Raw genomic sequence first — 18,075 nt, forward strand, 5'->3', positions numbered from 1 at the left:
ATACGAGACAAAGATAATGCAAACCGAGAGAAGTACAAAGAGGATGTATCATAAACCACCACAAACTTCGTAGAAAATAGAAGAAATACTACGCCATCCGTAAAGCACCGTTTTCTCCTCAACAAAGCAGTGCTTTCCTTGGGGGAAAGCATTGTTTTCTCTTCTGGCTCTCATCCGCGCGCCATGAAGCGGCGGCGCTCGTCGTCGGCAAACTTCTCGATGGCGTAGCGCAGCATGGTGCGGGGCATCACTTGGCAATGTTCCTCAAGGAAGCGGACGAGTACAGTCTTGTCCTTCTTGCCCACCTCGCGCAACATCCATCCGCAGGCCTTCCGCATCAGGTCGTGGGGCGTGTGGAAAAAGTGTGGAACGAGGGTCAGAATGTCGATGAAATCGCCGTTTTTGATGAGCGGCATCGTGGCCACGACCGCGATGCGCTGGTTCCACAGCAGCGGGTCGGCGGCCAAACGGTGGAGCACGTCGCGGGGCTTGTCCTTCAAGTGTTCGCCCACGATATAGGGAGCCGAGAGGTCCACCAGATCCCAGTTGTTGATGCGGGCCGTCTGCGTCAGGTAGAAGTCGAAGATGGCTTTCCGCCCCATTTCATCGCTCTTCCTGAAGCGCTCCACCAGCATCAGCAGGGCGCAGAGGCGGCACTCGTGCCAGGGGCTCTGGAGCAACACGGCGGCCACTTCGGCGGGTTCGTCCTTATGACGGCGGGCCACGAGGCGCACGTTGGGAACGACGACGCCCAGAAAGCGGTCGCCCTCGCCATACTCTCCCCGCCCCGTCTTGAAAAACTTGGGCAGGTATTCGCGCTTCACAGGGTCGATGTAGGCCTCCAGTTCGGCCTGTATTTCTTCTGTCTTGGTCATTTGATGGTCAGTAATTAGGGGTTAGCATGAGGCAAAAATACGGGAAAAATTGACAAACTATGGAAAGTTATCCCTATTTTTGTCCCTACATATGAAAAGAACAGTCATTTCCCTCCTGATGATGGGGGCCGTCTGCCTGAGCGGCACGTCCCTCGTCCATGCACAGACAGCCGTCGAGCGGGGTCTGAAGAGTATCAACCGTACTTCGGCCGAGGCCATCGTGGGCTTCCTGGCCGATGATGAGTTGCAAGGTCGCGAAGCGGGTATGCACGGCTCGCGTGTAGCCGCACGCTATCTGGCCGCCAATCTCAAGGAGGCAGGCATCCGTCCGCTCTATGGCGACAGCTACTTCCAGCCCTTCGAAGCTTGCGCCAAGGAGAGGCAGCAGAAAAGGGCGCGCTGGCAGGTGCACCCTGACTCCATCGCCCGTCTGAAGCAGGGCACACACCGCGTGCTGCGCATGGCCAACGTGCTGGGCATCATCCCCGGCCAGCGGACGGACGAATATGTCATCGTGGGTGCCCACTTCGACCACCTGGGTACGGACGAGACACTGGCCGACGATGCCATCTACAACGGAGCGGACGACAACGCCTCAGGCGTATCGGCCGTGCTGCAGATAGCCCGCGCCTTCCAAGCCAGCGGACAGAAGCCGTTGCGCAACGTCATCATCGCTTTCTGGGACGGTGAGGAGAAGGGGCTGCTGGGCTCGAAGCATTTCGTCCAAAGTTGCGATTTCATCGGGAAGGTCAAGGGATATCTGAACTTCGACATGATAGGGCGCAACAACAAGCCCGACCGTCCGCGCCACGTGGTTTACTTCTACACCGCCGCTCACCCAGCCTTCGGGCAGTGGCTTAAGGACGACATCGCCCGCTACGGCCTCGCTCTGGAGCCCGACTACCGCGCGTGGGACCGCCCCGTGGGTGGCAGCGACAATGCCTCGTTCGCCATGCGCGACATCCCCATCATCTGGTATCACACCGACGGACATCCCGACTACCACCAGCCTTCGGACCACGCCGACCGCCTGAACTGGGAGAAGGTGGTGGACATCACCAAGGCTTCGTTCCTCAACGTGTGGAACTTGGCGAATGAAGAAACTTATTAACACTGCATTATGGTACTGAACTACATCTGGGTCGCCTTTTTCGTCATTGCCTTCATCGTCGCGCTGGGCAAGCTCGTCTTTCTGGGCGACATGGACATTTTCACCGAACTGGTGAATGCCACATTCGACTCATCGAAAAGCGCCTTCGAGATATCGCTGGGCCTGACGGGCATCCTCGCCCTCTGGCTGGGCCTCATGAAGATAGGCGAGCAGAGCGGCCTGATAGGCGCCCTGTCGCGCTGGCTCAGCCCCGTATTCTGCCGCCTCTTCCCCGACATACCCAAAGGTCATCCGGCCATGGGTAGCATCTTCATGAACCTGTCGGCCAACATGCTGGGGCTAGACAATGCTGCTACGCCCATGGGCTTGAAGGCGATGAAAGAATTACAAGAACTAAACCCGCACAAAGATACGGCCACTAACCCGATGATCATGTTCCTGGTCATCAACACCTCGGGGCTTATCCTGATACCCGTCAGCATCATGGTCTACCGCGCACAGATGGGGGCCGCCCAGCCTACGGACATCTTCATCCCGACGCTGCTCACCACCACCGTGTCGACCTTTGTGGGCGTGGCGGTGGTCAGCATCAGCCAGCGCATCAATTTGCTTTGCAAGCCCATCCTGATGCTGGTGGGAGGCATCGCGCTGTTCTTCGCAGCACTGATTTACCTCTTCGTCCGCCTAGGGCGCGACCAGATGGGCACCTACTCCACGCTGACGGCCAACATCATCCTGTTCAGCATCATCCTGTTCTTCATCCTGTGGGGTGTGTGGAAGCGGACGAATGTCTATGACGCCTTCATCGAGGGTGCCAAAGAAGGCTTCACTACCGCCGTGCGCATTATTCCCTACCTGGTGGCTTTCCTGGTGGGTATCGCCGTCTTCCGTGCGTCGGGAGCGATGGACCTACTGGTCGAAGGCATCGGCGCTGTGGTGGGATGGTTCGGCGTAGATACGAGCTTTGTGGGCGCGCTACCCACGGCCCTGATGAAGTCGCTCAGCGGCAGCGGGGCCAACGGCCTGATGATCGACGCGATGAACCAGTATGGCGCCGATTCGTTCGTGGGACGCATGAGCTGCGTGGTGCGCGGCGCTTCGGACACAACGTTCTACATCCTGGCCGTCTACTTCGGCAGCGTAGGCGTCACCCGTACGCGCAATGCCGTGACATGCGGCCTGCTGGCCGACCTTTCAGGCATCGTGGCGGGCATTATCATTAGTTATTGGTTCTTTTAAATATAGGGATATGATTACTTACCAAACTGAGGGCGTAGACATGCCCGACATCCAAAAGCGCGAAACGACGGCATGGATCAAGGCCGTGGCGGCTTCCTACGGGAAGAAAATCGGTGAAATAGCCTACATCTTCTGCTCGGACGAGAAGATACTGGAGGTAAATCGCCAGTACCTGCAACACGATTACTATACGGACATCATCACCTTCGACTATTGCGAGGGCAACCGCCTGAGCGGCGACCTCTTCATCAGCCTCGACACCGTCCGTACCAACGCCGACCAGTTTGCCGGAGGCGATTACCGCCGCGAACTGCACCGTGTCATCATCCACGGCATCCTCCACCTCTGCGGCATCAACGACAAGGGACCTGGCGAACGGGAGATTATGGAGGAGGCGGAGAACAAAGCGCTGGGGTTAATAACTATCTGAACCCCGGCACTGGTGGCCGTATCGTAGGCCCGCCGTCCGACCGACCGCCACGATGATCGATGATGATGCCGCGGATGAGCTCGTAGATCAGTGGCCCCACGTCGAACTGCAACTTGAACTTGTCGTTAAACCGATAGCCCGGCATCACCACCGGCAGCGTCTCCCAGCGGCCCGTCAGGTCGTTGTAGAAGCGCTGTACACCAAGCTCCAGGCTGAAGCGCTCGGTGATGTCGAACCCCATTGTCCCCCCGTAAGAATAAGACTGCATATTGAGAAAGTCGCCTGTGCGCGCCGAGCCGAAAGCGGTGAACCACAGATGGTCCTGCGCCCGGTAGACCAATGCCCCCGAAAGGCCCAGCGACTGCCGACGGTTGAAGTAAGCCATGTTCATCCGCACGGCGTCCACCGTGGCCTGCAGGCTGAGACGATCATTCAGTTCCTGCTCAAAGCTGAAGGCGGCCTCGTTACGCAGCCCGATGCCTGGCAGGCTCGTCTGGCTGCCCATACCATAAATCTGCCCTGTGCGCCAGCGCCACAGGCTACCCTCCGTACGGAAATCGCCCTTGAAACGGAGCGACGGATTCTCCTGATAGGGCAGGCGCAGGTCGGGATCACGGCGCACGGGACGGAACACAGGCACCTCACGCCCTGCCTCGAGCGACGGCTCCAGCCGATACTCCTCCACACCAACGCCCGAAATGCCCGATTTCACCGGCAACTGCGGCGTGCCAGCGCCCACTCGGAGGCTGTCGCGGCGCACGCGCGTACTGTCTTCCTGCCCCGAAGCGGTCTGCACGCCCAGCAACAGTACGCCCAGCCACAGCAGGCAGACGACCGATATTCTTACGTTTCTCATATGTCCTCCTTTTTCAAGCGATGCAACTCACTGCTAAAGATACCGGAAAACCGCCATACTCCCTACGGTGAAGAAAATCATTTCAACATCTTTAACGCTGCCCCGCCCGATGGCACAAAGTAACATTCCTTACAGAAAACTTAGCTTTCCGTTTGAATAAATCAAATAATTGGTTACATTTGCAAGCAACGCAGCACGTTTTGCTGTAGGGACGCACCACGGTGCGTCCGCCTCCCCCGGCAAATGCTATGAGAACCAATTTTAATCGGACAACTATATGAAAGCAAGAAAGACCTTAACCCTCCTCCTGCTCGCCGCGCTGACCTTGGCGGCCTGCAAGTACGACGACTCCGAACTCTGGGAACAGGTGAACCAAAACACCGAAGAACTGGCTGCCCAGGCCGCGCGCATCGCCGCCCTCGAAGCCTGGCAGGCGGAAACGAATACCAACATCCAAGCCCTACAGACGCTGCTCAGCACGACGGACTACATCACCGCCGTGACGCCCGTCGTGAAGGACGGCGTGGAGGTGGGCTTCACCATCAGCTTCCTGAACACGTCCGCCATCACCATCTACCACGGCGCGAAGGGCGACAAGGGTGACAAGGGTGACACCCCGCAGATAGGCGCCACGCAAGCCGACGACGGCAACTGGTACTGGACGCTGAACGGCGAGCTCCTGACCGACACCGACGGCAACCCCATCCGCGCCAACGGCACGCAGGGCGAGCAAGGCGACCAAGGCCCCGCCGGCGACGACGCCCCGCTGCCCCAGCTGGCCACGGGCGCGAAACTCAACGAACAGCAAATCACCACCGACTCGCAGAACAAAGACATCGAGCCCGACGCCATCTACCTGAGCGTGGACGGCGGCAAGACATGGACACGCGTCAGCGGCGAACAGGGCGACACTGGCTCCACCGGTCCTACCGGCCCGCAAGGCGACAGCTTCTTTGAAAGCGTCAACACGAAGAACGCCGACTACGTAATCTTCAAGCTGGCCAACAACGGCGGCACCTTCCAAGTGCCACGCTACACGGGCATCGGCCTGACGTTCGATGTTCCGGGTGTATCCCTGCCCTACGGGCAAACGGCGAAAATACAATGCATTGTCACCGGCATCGACAACCCCACTGCGGACGACCTCTACCTGATAACCGTCCCCGACGGATGGAAGGCCTCCATCAGCGTTAACCTCATCCTCACCGTCACCGCCCCCGCCGACATAACGAGCGGCGCCGCCACGGGCGAAATCCTCGTGATGCTGGACAACAAGAAGGGCAGCACCACCATCGGGCGCATCACCGTCTTTTGCGGCACTGAGCTGACGATAGGCAACCTTCAGCCCGGCCAGCTTGCCACCCTGATAGGCAGCCGCATCGACCTGAAATCCATCACCGTGACAAGCGGCGAGATCAACGACGACGACTGGGAGGCCATCAAACGGAACAAAGACATGCTGACCGACCTCGACCTCGCGGGCACCACCTATACGGGCGACGACGCAGCAAAATTTGCATACACCGGACACATGGGAAACAACTCGACCCTCCAGACCCTCAAGCTGCCCCAAGGCGTCACGGGCATCGGAGACTACGCATTCAACCATTGCTCGTCCCTGACCTCCATTGACTTCCCTGTAGCGCTGAATACCATCGGAAACTACGCATTCTTCGGCTGCTCCCTCCTGAAATCCATCGAAATCCCGAGCGGAGTGACAGGCATCGGTGCGGGGGCATTCGGCGATTGCAGCTCCCTTTCCACCGCCACTTTCCTGGGTGAGACACCGCCCGTACATATTGGTCACGTCTTCTACCAGTATACCGCCCTTTCCGACATCTACGTGCCGGCCGGGTCGGTAGATGCCTACAAGGAAACATGGTTCGAATACGCGGACAAAATCAAAGCCATCGAGCCGTGACGCAGTAGGCCTTCCGAGGCCTCGGAAACCCCGCCAAAAGTTTTAGGCTGCACATCCGAAGGCTCGGAAACCCTGCCAAAAGTTTTAGGCTGCACATCCGAGGCCTCGGAAACCCTCCCAAAAGTTTTAGGCTGCCTTCCGAGGCCTCGGAAACCCTCCCAAAAGTTTTAGGCTGCACGTCCGAGGCCTCGGAAACCCTGCCAAAAGTTTTGGGCTGCTCGTCCGAGGGCTCGGAAACCCTGCCAAAAGTTTTGGCCGCGCGTCCGAGGCCTCGGAAATGACCGACAAACCTATTATTAACCCTCAAATACCCAACATTATGAAACAGATTTTACCCATTGGGCTCACCGGCCTTCCCGGCGGTACCCACATGCAATTCCACGACCAGGCGAACAGCTACATCATCGAGGCCACCGCCGCCGCGCTGCACGTAGAGGCGCAGGCCGCGCTGTATGCCTCCCTGCTGAAGCAGGAGGCGGCCATCATCAACCGCCCCTCGTCGCAACGCTACACGCAGCTGCTGGCCGACGCCGACACGCGGCGCGACAACGGCCTGATGGTGGTGCTGAACCTCATCAAGGCCCACCAACGCTCCATCGACGACGAGAAATACCGGGCTGCGGCACAGCTGGCTTCGGTCATCGCACCCTACAACACGGCCTACAGCAACTCCTACATGAAGGAAACGGCTGAAATCAAGGGACTGGTGGCCAGCTTGCGCTCGGCGGAAAACGCGCCTCTCGTCGCCCTGCTCGGCATAGAGGCCGAAGTGGACTTGCTGGACGAGGCCAACACGGCTTTCGAGGAAATACACCGCCTGAGCCAGGAGGACGCCCAGCAACGGCAGACACTGGAGGGCATCGACACGAAGGAGTTGCGCGGCCAGGTGGATGCCTGCTACCAGCAAATCGTCCTGGTGGTGAACGCCTTCGCCATCGCCTCGCCATCGGACGAGCTGGACGCATTCATCGATTCGGTGAACGGACTCATCTACCGCACGCAGCAGGAGGCCAGCCACTCGCACTCCACCAGCGGCTCCACGGCAGATACCGGCACGGATACGCCCGAACCGACGCCCGAACCGGAACCCGGCGGCGGCGAGGACGAGGGCGAAGGCGGAAGCCCGCTATAAATTGATAATTGATAATTGATAATTGAAAATTCATTCTCCATTTTCCATTCTCAATTCTCCATTAAAAAAAGGGGCTTCGGCCCCTTTTTTTTGTACCTTTGCCCAGCAAAAGCAAAGAAACAGAGAACAATGGAATTCAACTACGACGTAATCGTGATAGGCGCCGGCCATGCCGGATGCGAAGCCGCAGCCGCCGCAGCCCGCCTGGGCTCGGAGACCTGCCTCATCACCATGGACATGAACAAAATCGGGCAAATGAGCTGCAACCCCGCCGTGGGCGGCATCGCCAAGGGACAAATCGTCCGCGAAATCGACGCCCTGGGCGGACACATGGGCCTGGTGACGGACCGAACGGCCATCCAGTTCCGCCTGCTCAACCGCTCGAAAGGCCCCGCCATGTGGAGCCCCCGCGCGCAGTGCGACCGTGCCAAGTTCATCTGGGCCTGGCGCGAGGTGCAGGAAAACACGCCCCACCTGCACATCTGGCAGGACACCGTACGCCGCCTGCTCGTCGAGGACGGTGAAGTGCGGGGCGTGGAGACAGTATGGGGCGTAACGTTCCACGCACGCTGCGTCATCGTCACCGCCGGCACCTTCCTGAACGGACTGATGCACGTGGGCCGCACCATGCTGCCCGGCGGACGCATGGCCGAATCCGCTTCGTACGAACTGACCGAATCCATCGCCGCGCACGGCATCGCCTACGGCCGCATGAAGACCGGCACGCCCGTGCGCATCGACGGCCGCAGCGTCCACTACGAGGATATGGAAGTGCAGGACGGCGAGGCCGACTTCCACAAGTTCTCCTTCCTCGACACCCCCACCCGACAGCTGCGCCAGCTGCCCTGCTGGACGTGCTACACCAACGAGGAAGCGCACGAGGTGTTGCGCCGCGGCCTGCCCGATTCGCCCCTTTTCAACGGGCAGATCCAGAGCATCGGGCCGCGCTACTGCCCCAGCATCGAGACGAAAATCGTCACCTTCCCCGACAAGCCGCAGCACCAGCTCTTCCTGGAGCCCGAAGGCGAGACCACGCAGGAACTCTACCTGAACGGCTTCTCCTCGTCCCTGCCGATGGACATCCAGCTGGAGGCGCTGAAGAAGATTCCCGCCTTCCGCGACCTGGTAGTCTACCGTCCCGGCTACGCCATCGAGTACGACTACTTCGACCCCACGCAGTTGAAGCATACGCTGGAAACGAAGAAAATCAAAAACCTCTTCCTGGCTGGACAGGTGAACGGCACCACAGGCTACGAGGAAGCAGCCGGACAAGGCATCATCGCAGGCATCAACGCCCACATCAACTGCCACGGCGGCGAGCCCTTCACCCTGGCACGCGACGAAGCATATATCGGCGTACTCATCGACGACCTCGTAACAAAAGGCGTCGACGAACCCTACCGCATGTTCACCTCGCGCGCTGAATACCGCATCCTGCTCCGCATGGACGATGCCGACATGCGCCTCACTGAACGCGCCTACCACTTGGGCCTGGCCACGCGCCACCGCTATGATCTGCTGACCAGCAAACGTGAAGCCGTGAACCACATCCTGGACTTCGCCCGCAGCTACTCCATCAAGCCGGCGCTCATCAATTCCGCGCTCGAAGCACTGGGTACTACCCCGCTCCGCCAGGGCTGCAAACTGATCGACCTCATCAACCGCCCGCAGGTAACCATCGCTAACATTGCCGAGCACGTCAGCGCCTTCCACCGCGAACTGGACAAAGTAACCGAGCGTCGCGACGAGATTCTGGAAGCTGCCGAAATCCTCATTAAGTACGAAGGCTACATCGGACGCGAACGCATGATTGCCGATAAGCTGGCCCGCCTGGAAAGCATCAAGATCAAGGGCAAGTTCGACTACAACTCCTTGCAGTCCCTCTCCACTGAAGCGCGACAGAAGCTGGTGAAGATCGATCCCGAAACCATCGCACAGGCCAGCCGCATCCCCGGTGTATCCCCCAGCGACATCAACGTCCTGCTGGTGCTTTGCGGCCGCTGACGGGCCTTACGTTCCACGTGAAACAAAAAGTTCAATAAACCTAATAAAACAACTGATTATGAGCAAAGAAACTCTAAAGAAAAGCATCCGCGAAATACCCGACTTCCCGATACCGGGCATTCTGTTCTACGACGTGACCACCCTATTCAAAGACCCAGCCGCCCTACAGGAACTTTCGGACACGATGTACGAGATGTACAAAGACAAAGGCATCACGAAGGTCGTGGGCATCGAGTCGCGCGGCTTCATCATGGGACCGATCCTCGCCACCCGCCTGGGAGCCGGATTTGTGCCTATCCGCAAGCCCGGCAAACTGCCCGCCGAGACCATCGAAGAAAGCTACGAGAAAGAATACGGTAAGGATACGGTGCAGATGCACAAGGACGCCATCGATGAAAACGACGTTATCCTGCTGCACGACGACCTGTTGGCTACCGGCGGTACCATGGCCGCAGCCTGCAAGCTGGTAAAGCAGATGAACCCCAAGAAAATCTACGTAAACTTTATCATCGAGTTGCAAGAACTGCACGGTAGAGATGTCTTCGACAAGGACATCGACGTAGAAAGCGTTCTTTCTCTCTGATTTCATCGGGACACAGACAGGAAGACATAATCCCAACGCCCTGCCTGTGTCCTTCTTCTCCTCCGACCTTAACCCCGACTTCCCATGGACAAAGACCCCGAACTGAAGCTCAACGACTACCTGAGAGGCATCGTGCTGAACCTGCCCGAGAGCCCCGGTATCTACCAATACCTGAACGATGAAGGAACCATTATCTACGTTGGAAAGGCCAAAAATCTGAAAAGAAGAGTTTCCTCTTACTTCAACCGCGAACACGGTCCCGGCAAGACAAGGGTACTGGTGAGCAAGATTGCCGACATCCGCTACATCGTGGTCAATACGGAAGAAGACGCGCTGCTGCTGGAAAACAACCTCATCAAGAAATACAAGCCGCGCTACAACGTTCTGCTGAAAGACGACAAGACCTACCCCAGCATCTGCATCCAGAACGAATACTTTCCGCGCATTTTCAAGACACGCCGCATCATCCGCAACGGTTCGACCTATTACGGTCCCTACAGCCATCTGCCGTCCATGTATGCCGTCCTCGACCTCATCAAGCACCTGTATCCCATCCGCACCTGCAACCTCAACCTCAGTCCGGAAAACATACGCGCAAGCAAGTTCAATGTTTGTTTGGAATACCACATCAAAAACTGTGCCGGCCCCTGTATCGGCAAGCAGAGCCACGAGGAATACCTGAAGAACATCGGTGAAATCAAAGAAATCCTGAAAGGAAACACGCGCGACGTGGAGCAAATGCTCTATCAGCAGATGCAGGATCTGGCCGCCGAAATGAAATTCGAGGAAGCACAGAAGGTCAAGGAGAAATACCTGTTGATAGAGAACTACCGTTCACGCTCGGAAGTGGTAAGCAACGTGCTTCACAACATCGACGTCTTCTCCATCGAAGAAGATGCCGATGAAAAGGCGGCTTTCATCAACTACCTGCACATCACGAACGGTGCCGTCAACCAAGCCTTCACTTTCGAATACAAAAAGCGCCTTGAGGAAACCAAGGAGGAACTGCTCCAGCTGGGCATCGTCGAGATGCGCGAACGCTACAAAAGCCAATCACGCGAAATCATCGTGCCCTTCGAACTGAACATGGAATTGAAGGACGTGACCTTCACCATCCCCCAGCGTGGCGACAAAAAGAAACTGCTCGACTTGTCTATCCAGAATGTGAAGCAATACAAGGTGGACCGCCTGAAACAGCAGGAGAAACTGAACCCCGAGCAGCGCACCACGCGCCTGCTGAAGGAAATCCAACAACAACTGCACCTGGACCGCCTGCCCCTTCGCATCGAGTGCTTCGACAACTCGAACATTCAGGGCTCCGACCCGGTGGCCGGCTGCGTGGTCTTCGCCAAGGGAAAGCCGTCGAAAAAGGACTACCGCAAGTACAACATCAAGACCGTGGAAGGCCCCGACGACTATGCCTCGATGAAAGAGGTCGTATGGAGGCGATACAAGCGCGCTGTAGAGGAGAACACACCTCTGCCCGACCTCCTCATCACCGACGGTGGAAAGGGTCAAATGAGCGCCGTAAAAGAGGTTGTGGACGACCTAGGGCTGAACATCCCCATCGCCGGCCTGGCCAAGGACAACCGCCACCGCACAAACGAGCTGCTCTTTGGCTTCCCTCCGCAAAGCATTGGCCTGAAACAGGGTACACCACTATTTAACCTGCTAACCCGTATACAGGACGAAGTACACCGCTATGCCATCACCTTCCACCGCGACAAGCGCAGCAAGCGGCAGACGGCTTCGGAACTGGACGAAATAAAAGGCATCGGTGAAAAGACCAAAAACGCCCTGCTCAAGGAATTCAAGAGCGTGAAACGCCTCCGCGAAGCCACGCCGCAGGAATGGGCGGCCGTCGTAGGCGAGGCCAAAGCACGCATCCTGCAGGAACACTTCGGCAAGCAACAGGACGGGGCTCAGCAATAAAAATAAGCGGGCTTATTTGGTATTGCATTCTCCTTTCACTATCTTTCAATAAGATAGGAGGCGGTTCGGCATAATCAAATTGAAAAACTTAGTTTTCATTTGCTTCTGCGCTCACCTTTCACTATCTTTGTCAGTCAGTAAAACAAGATACAAAGACAATGAGAGTAGTGATACAACGCACCGCACACGCTTCGGTGACCATCAACGGACATTGCAAGGCGGCCATCGGCCAAGGCATGATGATACTCGTAGGCATCGAAGAAGCCGACGGACAGGAAGACATCGACTGGCTCTGCAAGAAAATCGTAAACCTGCGCATCTTCGACGATGAAAACGGCGTAATGAACCGCTCCATCCTCGACGCGGGAGGCGACATCCTCGTCATCAGCCAGTTCACCCTGCACGCCTCAACAAAGAAAGGAAACCGCCCGTCGTACATACGCGCCGCTAAGCCGGAGATTTCAATCCCCCTCTACGAACGGTTCTGCCAGGACCTCTCGGCCGCACTGGGCAAGGAAATAGGCACGGGAGAATTCGGTGCCGACATGAAGGTGGAGCTGCTGAACGACGGCCCCGTCACCATCTGCATCGACACCAAAAACAAGGAATAACCCCAAAAACGCAGCGATATGACACTGGAAGAAGCACAGAAACAGGTGGACAGCTGGATCAGGACGTACGGCGTGCGTTACTTCAGCGAACTGACCAATATGGCCGTACTGACCGAGGAAGTGGGCGAACTGGCCCGCGTCATGGCCCGCAAGTACGGCGACCAGTCGTTCAAGCCCGGTGAAAAGGACAATTTGGACGAAGAGATAGCCGACGTCTTCTGGGTGCTGCTCTGCATCGCCAACCAGACGGGCGTCGACCTGACCGAAGCTTTCCGCCGCAGCATCGAGAAGAAAACGAAACGAGATCAAGACAGACATATCAACAACCCTAAACTGAAGGAACATGGAAAGTAAAGAGCCCACCAAAAGCAAGTATGACGAAGCGCTGGCCAAATACAACACCAGCCTCGACGATGCGGACGTAGCCGCACAAGTGAAAGCCATCATCGAACAGAAAGTGGCCGAAAATGATACGCCCGAAGTCAAGAAATTCCTCTTCCACTGCATCGACCTCACTACGCTGAACACTACAGACAGCGACGAAAGTGTAATGCGCTTCACTCAGAATGTGAATCGCTTCGACGAAGAATTCCCCGATATGAAGAACGTGGCTGCCATCTGCGTCTATCCCAATTTTGCCGAAATCGTGAAAGATACACTCGAAGTGGAAGACGTAAAGATCGCCTGTGTATCGGGCGGATTCCCTTCCTCACAGACCTTTACCGAAGTAAAAGTTGCCGAAACCGCGATGGCTATTATGGACGGAGCCGACGAGATAGACATCGTCATCTCGGTAGGCAAGTTCCTCGTAGGCGACTATGAAAGCGTGTGCGACGAGATTCAGGAATTAAAAGAAACCTGCAAGGACAAGCATCTGAAGGTTATCCTTGAGACAGGCGCCCTCCGTATGGCTTCGAACATCAAAAAAGCCTCGATTTTATCGATGTATGCCGGTGCTGACTTCATCAAAACCTCGACCGGAAAACAGCAGCCTGCCGCCACACCCGAAGCCGCTTACGTGATGTGCCAAGCCATCAAGGAATATTACGAAGAGACGGGCAACAAGGTAGGCTTCAAGCCAGCCGGAGGCATCAACACGGTGAACGACGCCCTCGTCTACTACTCCATCGTGAAGGAAGTGCTGGGCGAAGAGTGGCTGAACAACACCCTGTTCCGCCTGGGCACCAGTCGCCTGGCCAACCTGCTGCTGAGCGACATACTGGGCAAGGAGACGAAGTTCTTCTAAACAGAATCGGAAACACAAGCATAAAAGGCCGCTTTCCTCCTCGGAAAACGGCCTTTTATGCTTATCATTACAATGCTTTATTTCTGCCTTTCCACTACATAATTAAGATAAGCCTCCAGTGACTGACGAACAGCTGTATCGGCCGTAGTAGGGAGCAGCGCAAAGGCCTTCTCGCGATAGTCGCGCATCACCCTTTCGGCATACTCAATGCCACCGTTTTCCTTCGTGAAGGCCACCAAACGGCCGATTTCATCGGCCGATGCCGTGCCCGACTTCACCCGCAGGGCAATGGCACGGGCCTCTTCATCGCCCGTCGAGTTGAGCACATGGAGCACGGGCAACGTCAGCTTGCCTTCGTGCATGTCGTTGCCCGTCGGCTTGCCTATCTGCTTGTCCTCATAATAATCGAAGATATCGTCCTTAATCTGGAAGCAGAGACCAATATATTCACCGAATAGACGTGCCTTCTCCACGTCCTCGGCAGAGGCTCCGGCCGACAGGGCACCACATTTGGTGCAGGCGGCAAAAAGCACGGCCGTCTTCTTGTGGATAATCTCAAAATAGACGGATTCGGAGAAATCGGTGTTGCCCACATTGGAGAGCTGGAGCAGTTCGCCGTCGGCCAGGTCCTGACCCAATGCGGAAACCACGTCGATGATGTCGTGATTGCGCGTCAAGGCCACCTGTACAAGGGCCGTAGCCAGCAGATAGTCGCCCGAGAGCACGGCCACCTTGTTGTTGAACACGGCGTTCACCGAGAGCTGTCCGCGACGTTCGCCGCTTTCGTCCACCACATCGTCGTGCACCAGGCTGGCATTGTGGAGCAGCTCCAGCGCCACGGCCGCATGAAGAGCCGCCGAAGAAACCGCGCCGCACAGCTTAGCCGAAAGCAGCACCAGCATAGGCCGCATCATCTTCCCGCTCCGCTGGCGAATGTGTTCGATTACACTATTGAGCAGCGGGTTGGAGCTGGAAAGCGAACGGGCAAACAGCTGCCTGAAATCTTCCAACTCAGCAGAAATGGGGGCTTGTATCACTGATGCTATATCCATGAGGGCATTATTTGGGTACAAAAATACGAATAAAACGGTTAATACGGTATTTTTTTGTACTTTTACCCTGCAAAAAAGGATAAAATGTATGAATTCAACCGATAAACTTTTCCTGCTCGACGCATACGCGCTCATCTACCGCGCCTACTATGCGCTCATCAAGAACCCGCGAATCAATTCAAAGGGGCAGAACACTTCGGCCATCCTGGGCTTCGTCAACACCCTCGAAGAGGTGCTCAAGAAGGAGAACCCCACCCACATCGGCGTGGCCTTCGACCCGGCCGGGCCCACCTTCCGCCACGAGGCCTACGAACAGTACAAGGCCCAGCGCGAGGAGACACCCGAAGCCATCCGCTTCTCCGTACCTATTATAAAGGACATCATCCGCGCCTACCGCATCCCCATCCTCGAGGTGGCGGGCTACGAGGCCGACGACGTGATAGGCACACTGGCCACCGAAGCCGGACGGCAGGGCATCACCACCTACATGATGACGCCCGACAAGGACTACGGCCAGCTGGTGGGCGAGCACGTCTTCATGTACCGCCCAAAGCACACGGGCGGCTTCGAGGTGATGGGCACGGAAGAGGTCAAAGCGAAGTTCGACATCCAGTCCACCCTGCAGGTCATCGACATGCTGGGCCTGATGGGCGACGCGTCGGACAACATCCCCGGCTGTCCGGGCGTAGGCGAGAAGACGGCACAGAAACTCATCGCCCAGTTCGGCAGCATCGAGAACCTGCTGGCCAACACCGACCAGTTGAAGGGCGCCCTGAAGACGAAGGTCGAGACGAACAGGGAGCAAATTGTCTTCTCCAAATTCCTGGCCACCATCAAGACCGATGTCCCCATCCAGCTCGACATGCAGGCCCTCGTCCGCGAAGAGCCAGACAAGGAAGCGTTACGACGAATTTTTGAGGAACTGGAATTCCGCACCCTCATCGACCGCGTGCTTGGCAAAGACGAAGCCCCCCACCCTGCCGCTCCGGCCGACCCGTTTGCCGGTACCCTCTTCGCCCAGCCTGCCGCTACGAAAGAGGCCGCTCCGAAGGCCGTTGCCCAAGGCGATTTGTTTGCGTTATTTGCGGACGAGGGGGCGGGCGACGCCGAAAATTCGATTCTCAGCAGCTTAGAAACGATAGGAACCGAATATCAACTTGTTGATACAGAAGAAAAAAGACGCGAATTTATTCAAAAGTTGTTGACAACAGAAATTCTCTCAATAGATACGGAAACCACCGGCACCGAGCCGATGGAGGCCGAACTGGTGGGCATGAGCTTCAGCGACGCCGAAAATCGGGCGTGGTACGTGCCCGTTCCTGCCGATCGGGAAGAAGCCCTAAAAATTGTAAACGAACTCCGACCGCTCTACGAAAACCCGAAATCGGTGAAGGTGGGGCAGAACATCAAGTACGACATGATTGTCCTACAAAACTACGGCGTCCGCGTGCAAGGTCCGCTCTTCGACACGATGCTCGCCCACTACGTACTCCAGCCCGAGCTGCGGCACAACATGGACTACTTGGCCGAAATCTACCTGCACTACCGCACCATCCACATCGACCAGCTCATCGGCCCGCGGGGCAAGGGACAGAAGAGCATGCGCGACCTCACCCCCGCCGAAGTCTACCGCTACGCCTGCGAGGACGCCGACGTCACCCTCAAGCTGAAGAACGTGCTCGAGAAGGAACTCAAGGCGCAGGGCGTGGAACACCTCTTCTTTGAAATAGAGATGCCGCTCGTGCCCGTCCTCGTGAACATCGAGAGCAACGGCGTACGCCTCGACACGGAAGCCCTGAAGCAGTCGGCCGCACACTTCAACGCCCGCCTCAGCCAAATCGAGGAAGACATCTACACACTGGCTGGCGGAGCCTTCAACATCGCCTCGCCGAAGCAGGTGGGCGAAGTGCTCTTCGACCGCCTCAAGCTGATGGAGAAACCCAAGAAGACCAAGACCGGCCAGTACGTCACCTCCGAAGAGGTGCTCGAAAGCCTCCGCGGCAAGCACGACATCGTGGGCAAGATACTGGAGCACCGCGGCCTGAAGAAGCTGCTGGGCACCTACGTCGAAGCCCTGCCCCAGCTCATCAACCCGCGGACGGGACGCATCCATACATCGTTCAACCAGGCCGTCACCGCCACGGGCAGGCTCAGCTCGAGCAACCCCAACCTGCAGAACATCCCCATCCGCGACGAGGACGGCAAGGAAATCCGCAAGGCCTTCATCCCCGACGACGGCTGCGAATTCTTCTCGGCCGACTACTCGCAGATCGAGCTGCGCATCATGGCCCACCTCAGCGAAGACCCCAACATGATCGAAGCCTTCGTCGAGGGCCACGACATCCATGCCGCCACCGCCGCCAAGATTTACAAGGTAGGCATCGACGAGGTGACCTCCGACATGCGACGCAAGGCCAAGACGGCCAATTTCGGCATCATCTATGGCATCTCGGTCTTCGGGCTGGCCGAACGCATGAACGTCTCACGCCAGGAAGCCAAGGAACTGATAGACGGCTACTTCGCCACCTATCCCTGCGTGAAGGCCTACATGGACCGCAGCATCAACGTGGCCCGCGAACAGGGCTATGTGGAAACAATCTTCCACCGCAAGCGCTTCCTGCCCGACATCAACTCGCGCAACTCCGTCGTGCGTGGTTATGCCGAACGCAACGCCATCAACGCACCCATCCAAGGCAGTGCCGCCGACATCATCAAAGTAGCCATGGCCCGCATCTATCAGCGCTTCCAAAGTAACAATCTGAAAGCAAAGATGATTTTACAGGTCCACGACGAACTGAATTTCAGCGTTCCGACGGCCGAAAAAGAGCTCGTGCAAAAAATTGTAATCGAGGAAATGGAGAACGCCTACCGCATGCACGTGCCCCTCAGAGCTGATTGTGGGTGGGGAACCAACTGGCTGGAGGCTCACTAAAGAGGCCGATAACAAAGTTTAACTTACAATCAGAAAGCAGCCAAAAGGAATTAATTAAAATGCACTTTGTATGCAAAATGTCCGGCAGACCATCCGCCGGACATTTTTTTTGATATTTATCAGGCAAAAAGAAAGGGGATAAACTCTGCAA

General features: G+C 57.0%; 15 protein-coding genes. 12 read left to right on the forward strand and 3 right to left on the reverse strand.

What is annotated here, in order from left to right:
* Nucleotides 1-170: 170 nt before the first annotated feature.
* Entirely contained in the window at nucleotides 171-875 is a 705-nt protein-coding gene (locus tag BQ8005_RS11970; protein WP_083610559.1) for a DNA alkylation repair protein, read from the reverse strand.
* A 118-nt stretch (nucleotides 876-993) separates the two neighbouring features.
* On the opposite strand from BQ8005_RS11970, the gene BQ8005_RS11975 reads away from it, so the two are divergent.
* The 3 genes from BQ8005_RS11975 to ybeY are packed head-to-tail and all read left to right on the forward strand — an operon-like array spanning nucleotide 994 to nucleotide 3,655.
* Nucleotides 994-1,986: a M20/M25/M40 family metallo-hydrolase gene (locus tag BQ8005_RS11975; RefSeq protein WP_394334121.1), complete on the forward strand. Its 993-nt coding sequence runs from the start codon at nucleotides 994-996 to the stop codon at nucleotides 1,984-1,986.
* A 9-nt stretch (nucleotides 1,987-1,995) separates the two neighbouring features.
* Complete coding sequence (locus BQ8005_RS11980) at nucleotides 1,996-3,225, forward strand: nucleoside recognition domain-containing protein (protein ID WP_075318209.1); 1,230 nt, start codon at nucleotides 1,996-1,998, stop codon at nucleotides 3,223-3,225.
* A gap of 10 nt (nucleotides 3,226-3,235) precedes the next feature.
* Nucleotides 3,236-3,655, forward strand: coding sequence for an rRNA maturation RNase YbeY (gene ybeY / locus BQ8005_RS11985; protein ID WP_021846658.1), 420 nt, complete (start codon nucleotides 3,236-3,238; stop codon nucleotides 3,653-3,655).
* Here the strand turns inward: ybeY and BQ8005_RS11990 are convergent.
* Nucleotides 3,648-4,511: a hypothetical protein gene (locus tag BQ8005_RS11990; protein WP_075318210.1), complete on the reverse strand. Its 864-nt coding sequence runs from the start codon at nucleotides 4,509-4,511 to the stop codon at nucleotides 3,648-3,650. The genes ybeY and BQ8005_RS11990 overlap by 8 nt on opposite strands.
* A gap of 325 nt (nucleotides 4,512-4,836) precedes the next feature.
* Between BQ8005_RS11990 and BQ8005_RS11995 the strand changes: the two genes are divergently transcribed.
* The 8 genes from BQ8005_RS11995 to deoC all read left to right on the forward strand — a co-directional run bounded on the left by BQ8005_RS11995 (nucleotide 4,837) and on the right by deoC (nucleotide 13,940).
* On the forward strand, nucleotides 4,837-6,432 hold the full coding sequence (locus BQ8005_RS11995; protein ID WP_234984042.1) for a leucine-rich repeat protein: 1,596 nt from the start codon (nucleotides 4,837-4,839) through the stop codon (nucleotides 6,430-6,432).
* Nucleotides 6,433-6,751: 319 nt separating this feature from the next.
* Entirely contained in the window at nucleotides 6,752-7,564 is an 813-nt protein-coding gene (locus BQ8005_RS12000) for a DUF6261 family protein (protein ID WP_021847218.1), read from the forward strand.
* Nucleotides 7,565-7,693: 129 nt separating this feature from the next.
* Nucleotides 7,694-9,568 carry a tRNA uridine-5-carboxymethylaminomethyl(34) synthesis enzyme MnmG gene (mnmG, locus tag BQ8005_RS12005; RefSeq protein ID WP_075318213.1) on the forward strand — a complete coding sequence of 625 codons (1,875 nt, stop codon included), beginning with the start codon at nucleotides 7,694-7,696 and terminating at the stop codon, nucleotides 9,566-9,568.
* Between the two features lie 58 nt (nucleotides 9,569-9,626).
* A complete protein-coding gene (locus BQ8005_RS12010) occupies nucleotides 9,627-10,151 on the forward strand; it encodes an adenine phosphoribosyltransferase (RefSeq protein WP_021847216.1) in 525 nt (174 codons plus the stop codon).
* 84 nt (nucleotides 10,152-10,235) lie between these two features.
* On the forward strand, nucleotides 10,236-12,083 hold the full coding sequence (gene uvrC / locus BQ8005_RS12015) for an excinuclease ABC subunit UvrC (protein ID WP_075318214.1): 1,848 nt from the start codon (nucleotides 10,236-10,238) through the stop codon (nucleotides 12,081-12,083).
* A gap of 158 nt (nucleotides 12,084-12,241) precedes the next feature.
* Entirely contained in the window at nucleotides 12,242-12,694 is a 453-nt protein-coding gene (gene dtd / locus BQ8005_RS12020; protein ID WP_075318215.1) for a D-aminoacyl-tRNA deacylase, read from the forward strand.
* 18 nt (nucleotides 12,695-12,712) lie between these two features.
* Nucleotides 12,713-13,048: a nucleotide pyrophosphohydrolase gene (locus BQ8005_RS12025; protein WP_075318216.1), complete on the forward strand. Its 336-nt coding sequence runs from the start codon at nucleotides 12,713-12,715 to the stop codon at nucleotides 13,046-13,048.
* Nucleotides 13,038-13,940, forward strand: a complete 903-nt coding sequence (gene deoC / locus BQ8005_RS12030; protein ID WP_075318217.1) for a deoxyribose-phosphate aldolase — start codon at nucleotides 13,038-13,040, stop codon at nucleotides 13,938-13,940. Before BQ8005_RS12025 ends, deoC begins: the two co-directional genes overlap by 11 nt.
* Nucleotides 13,941-14,017: 77 nt before the next feature.
* On the opposite strand, the gene BQ8005_RS12035 is transcribed toward deoC, so the two are convergent.
* Entirely contained in the window at nucleotides 14,018-14,992 is a 975-nt protein-coding gene (locus BQ8005_RS12035) for a polyprenyl synthetase family protein (RefSeq protein ID WP_075318218.1), read from the reverse strand.
* An 88-nt stretch (nucleotides 14,993-15,080) separates the two neighbouring features.
* On the opposite strand from BQ8005_RS12035, the gene polA reads away from it, so the two are divergent.
* Nucleotides 15,081-17,924, forward strand: coding sequence for a DNA polymerase I (gene polA, locus BQ8005_RS12040; protein ID WP_075318219.1), 2,844 nt, complete (start codon nucleotides 15,081-15,083; stop codon nucleotides 17,922-17,924).
* Nucleotides 17,925-18,075 lie beyond the last annotated feature (151 nt).

The sequence above is a fragment of the Bacteroides togonis genome (assembly GCF_900130135.1).
GTDB classification, from domain to species: Bacteria; Bacteroidota; Bacteroidia; order Bacteroidales; family Bacteroidaceae; genus Bacteroides; species Bacteroides pullorum.

Coding starts and splice junctions, on each gene's coding strand:
- BQ8005_RS11970 (WP_083610559.1), bottom strand. CDS start 875: ATGACCAAGACAGAAGAAATACAGGCCGAACTGGAGGCCTACATCGAC.
- BQ8005_RS11975 (WP_394334121.1), top strand. CDS start 994: ATGATGGGGGCCGTCTGCCTGAGCGGCACGTCCCTCGTCCATGCACAG.
- BQ8005_RS11980 (WP_075318209.1), top strand. CDS start 1,996: ATGGTACTGAACTACATCTGGGTCGCCTTTTTCGTCATTGCCTTCATC.
- ybeY (WP_021846658.1), top strand. CDS start 3,236: ATGATTACTTACCAAACTGAGGGCGTAGACATGCCCGACATCCAAAAG.
- BQ8005_RS11990 (WP_075318210.1), bottom strand. CDS start 4,511: ATGAGAAACGTAAGAATATCGGTCGTCTGCCTGCTGTGGCTGGGCGTA.
- BQ8005_RS12000 (WP_021847218.1), top strand. CDS start 6,752: ATGAAACAGATTTTACCCATTGGGCTCACCGGCCTTCCCGGCGGTACC.
- mnmG (WP_075318213.1), top strand. CDS start 7,694: ATGGAATTCAACTACGACGTAATCGTGATAGGCGCCGGCCATGCCGGA.
- BQ8005_RS12010 (WP_021847216.1), top strand. CDS start 9,627: ATGAGCAAAGAAACTCTAAAGAAAAGCATCCGCGAAATACCCGACTTC.
- uvrC (WP_075318214.1), top strand. CDS start 10,236: ATGGACAAAGACCCCGAACTGAAGCTCAACGACTACCTGAGAGGCATC.
- dtd (WP_075318215.1), top strand. CDS start 12,242: ATGAGAGTAGTGATACAACGCACCGCACACGCTTCGGTGACCATCAAC.
- BQ8005_RS12025 (WP_075318216.1), top strand. CDS start 12,713: ATGACACTGGAAGAAGCACAGAAACAGGTGGACAGCTGGATCAGGACG.
- deoC (WP_075318217.1), top strand. CDS start 13,038: ATGGAAAGTAAAGAGCCCACCAAAAGCAAGTATGACGAAGCGCTGGCC.
- BQ8005_RS12035 (WP_075318218.1), bottom strand. CDS start 14,992: ATGGATATAGCATCAGTGATACAAGCCCCCATTTCTGCTGAGTTGGAA.
- polA (WP_075318219.1), top strand. CDS start 15,081: ATGAATTCAACCGATAAACTTTTCCTGCTCGACGCATACGCGCTCATC.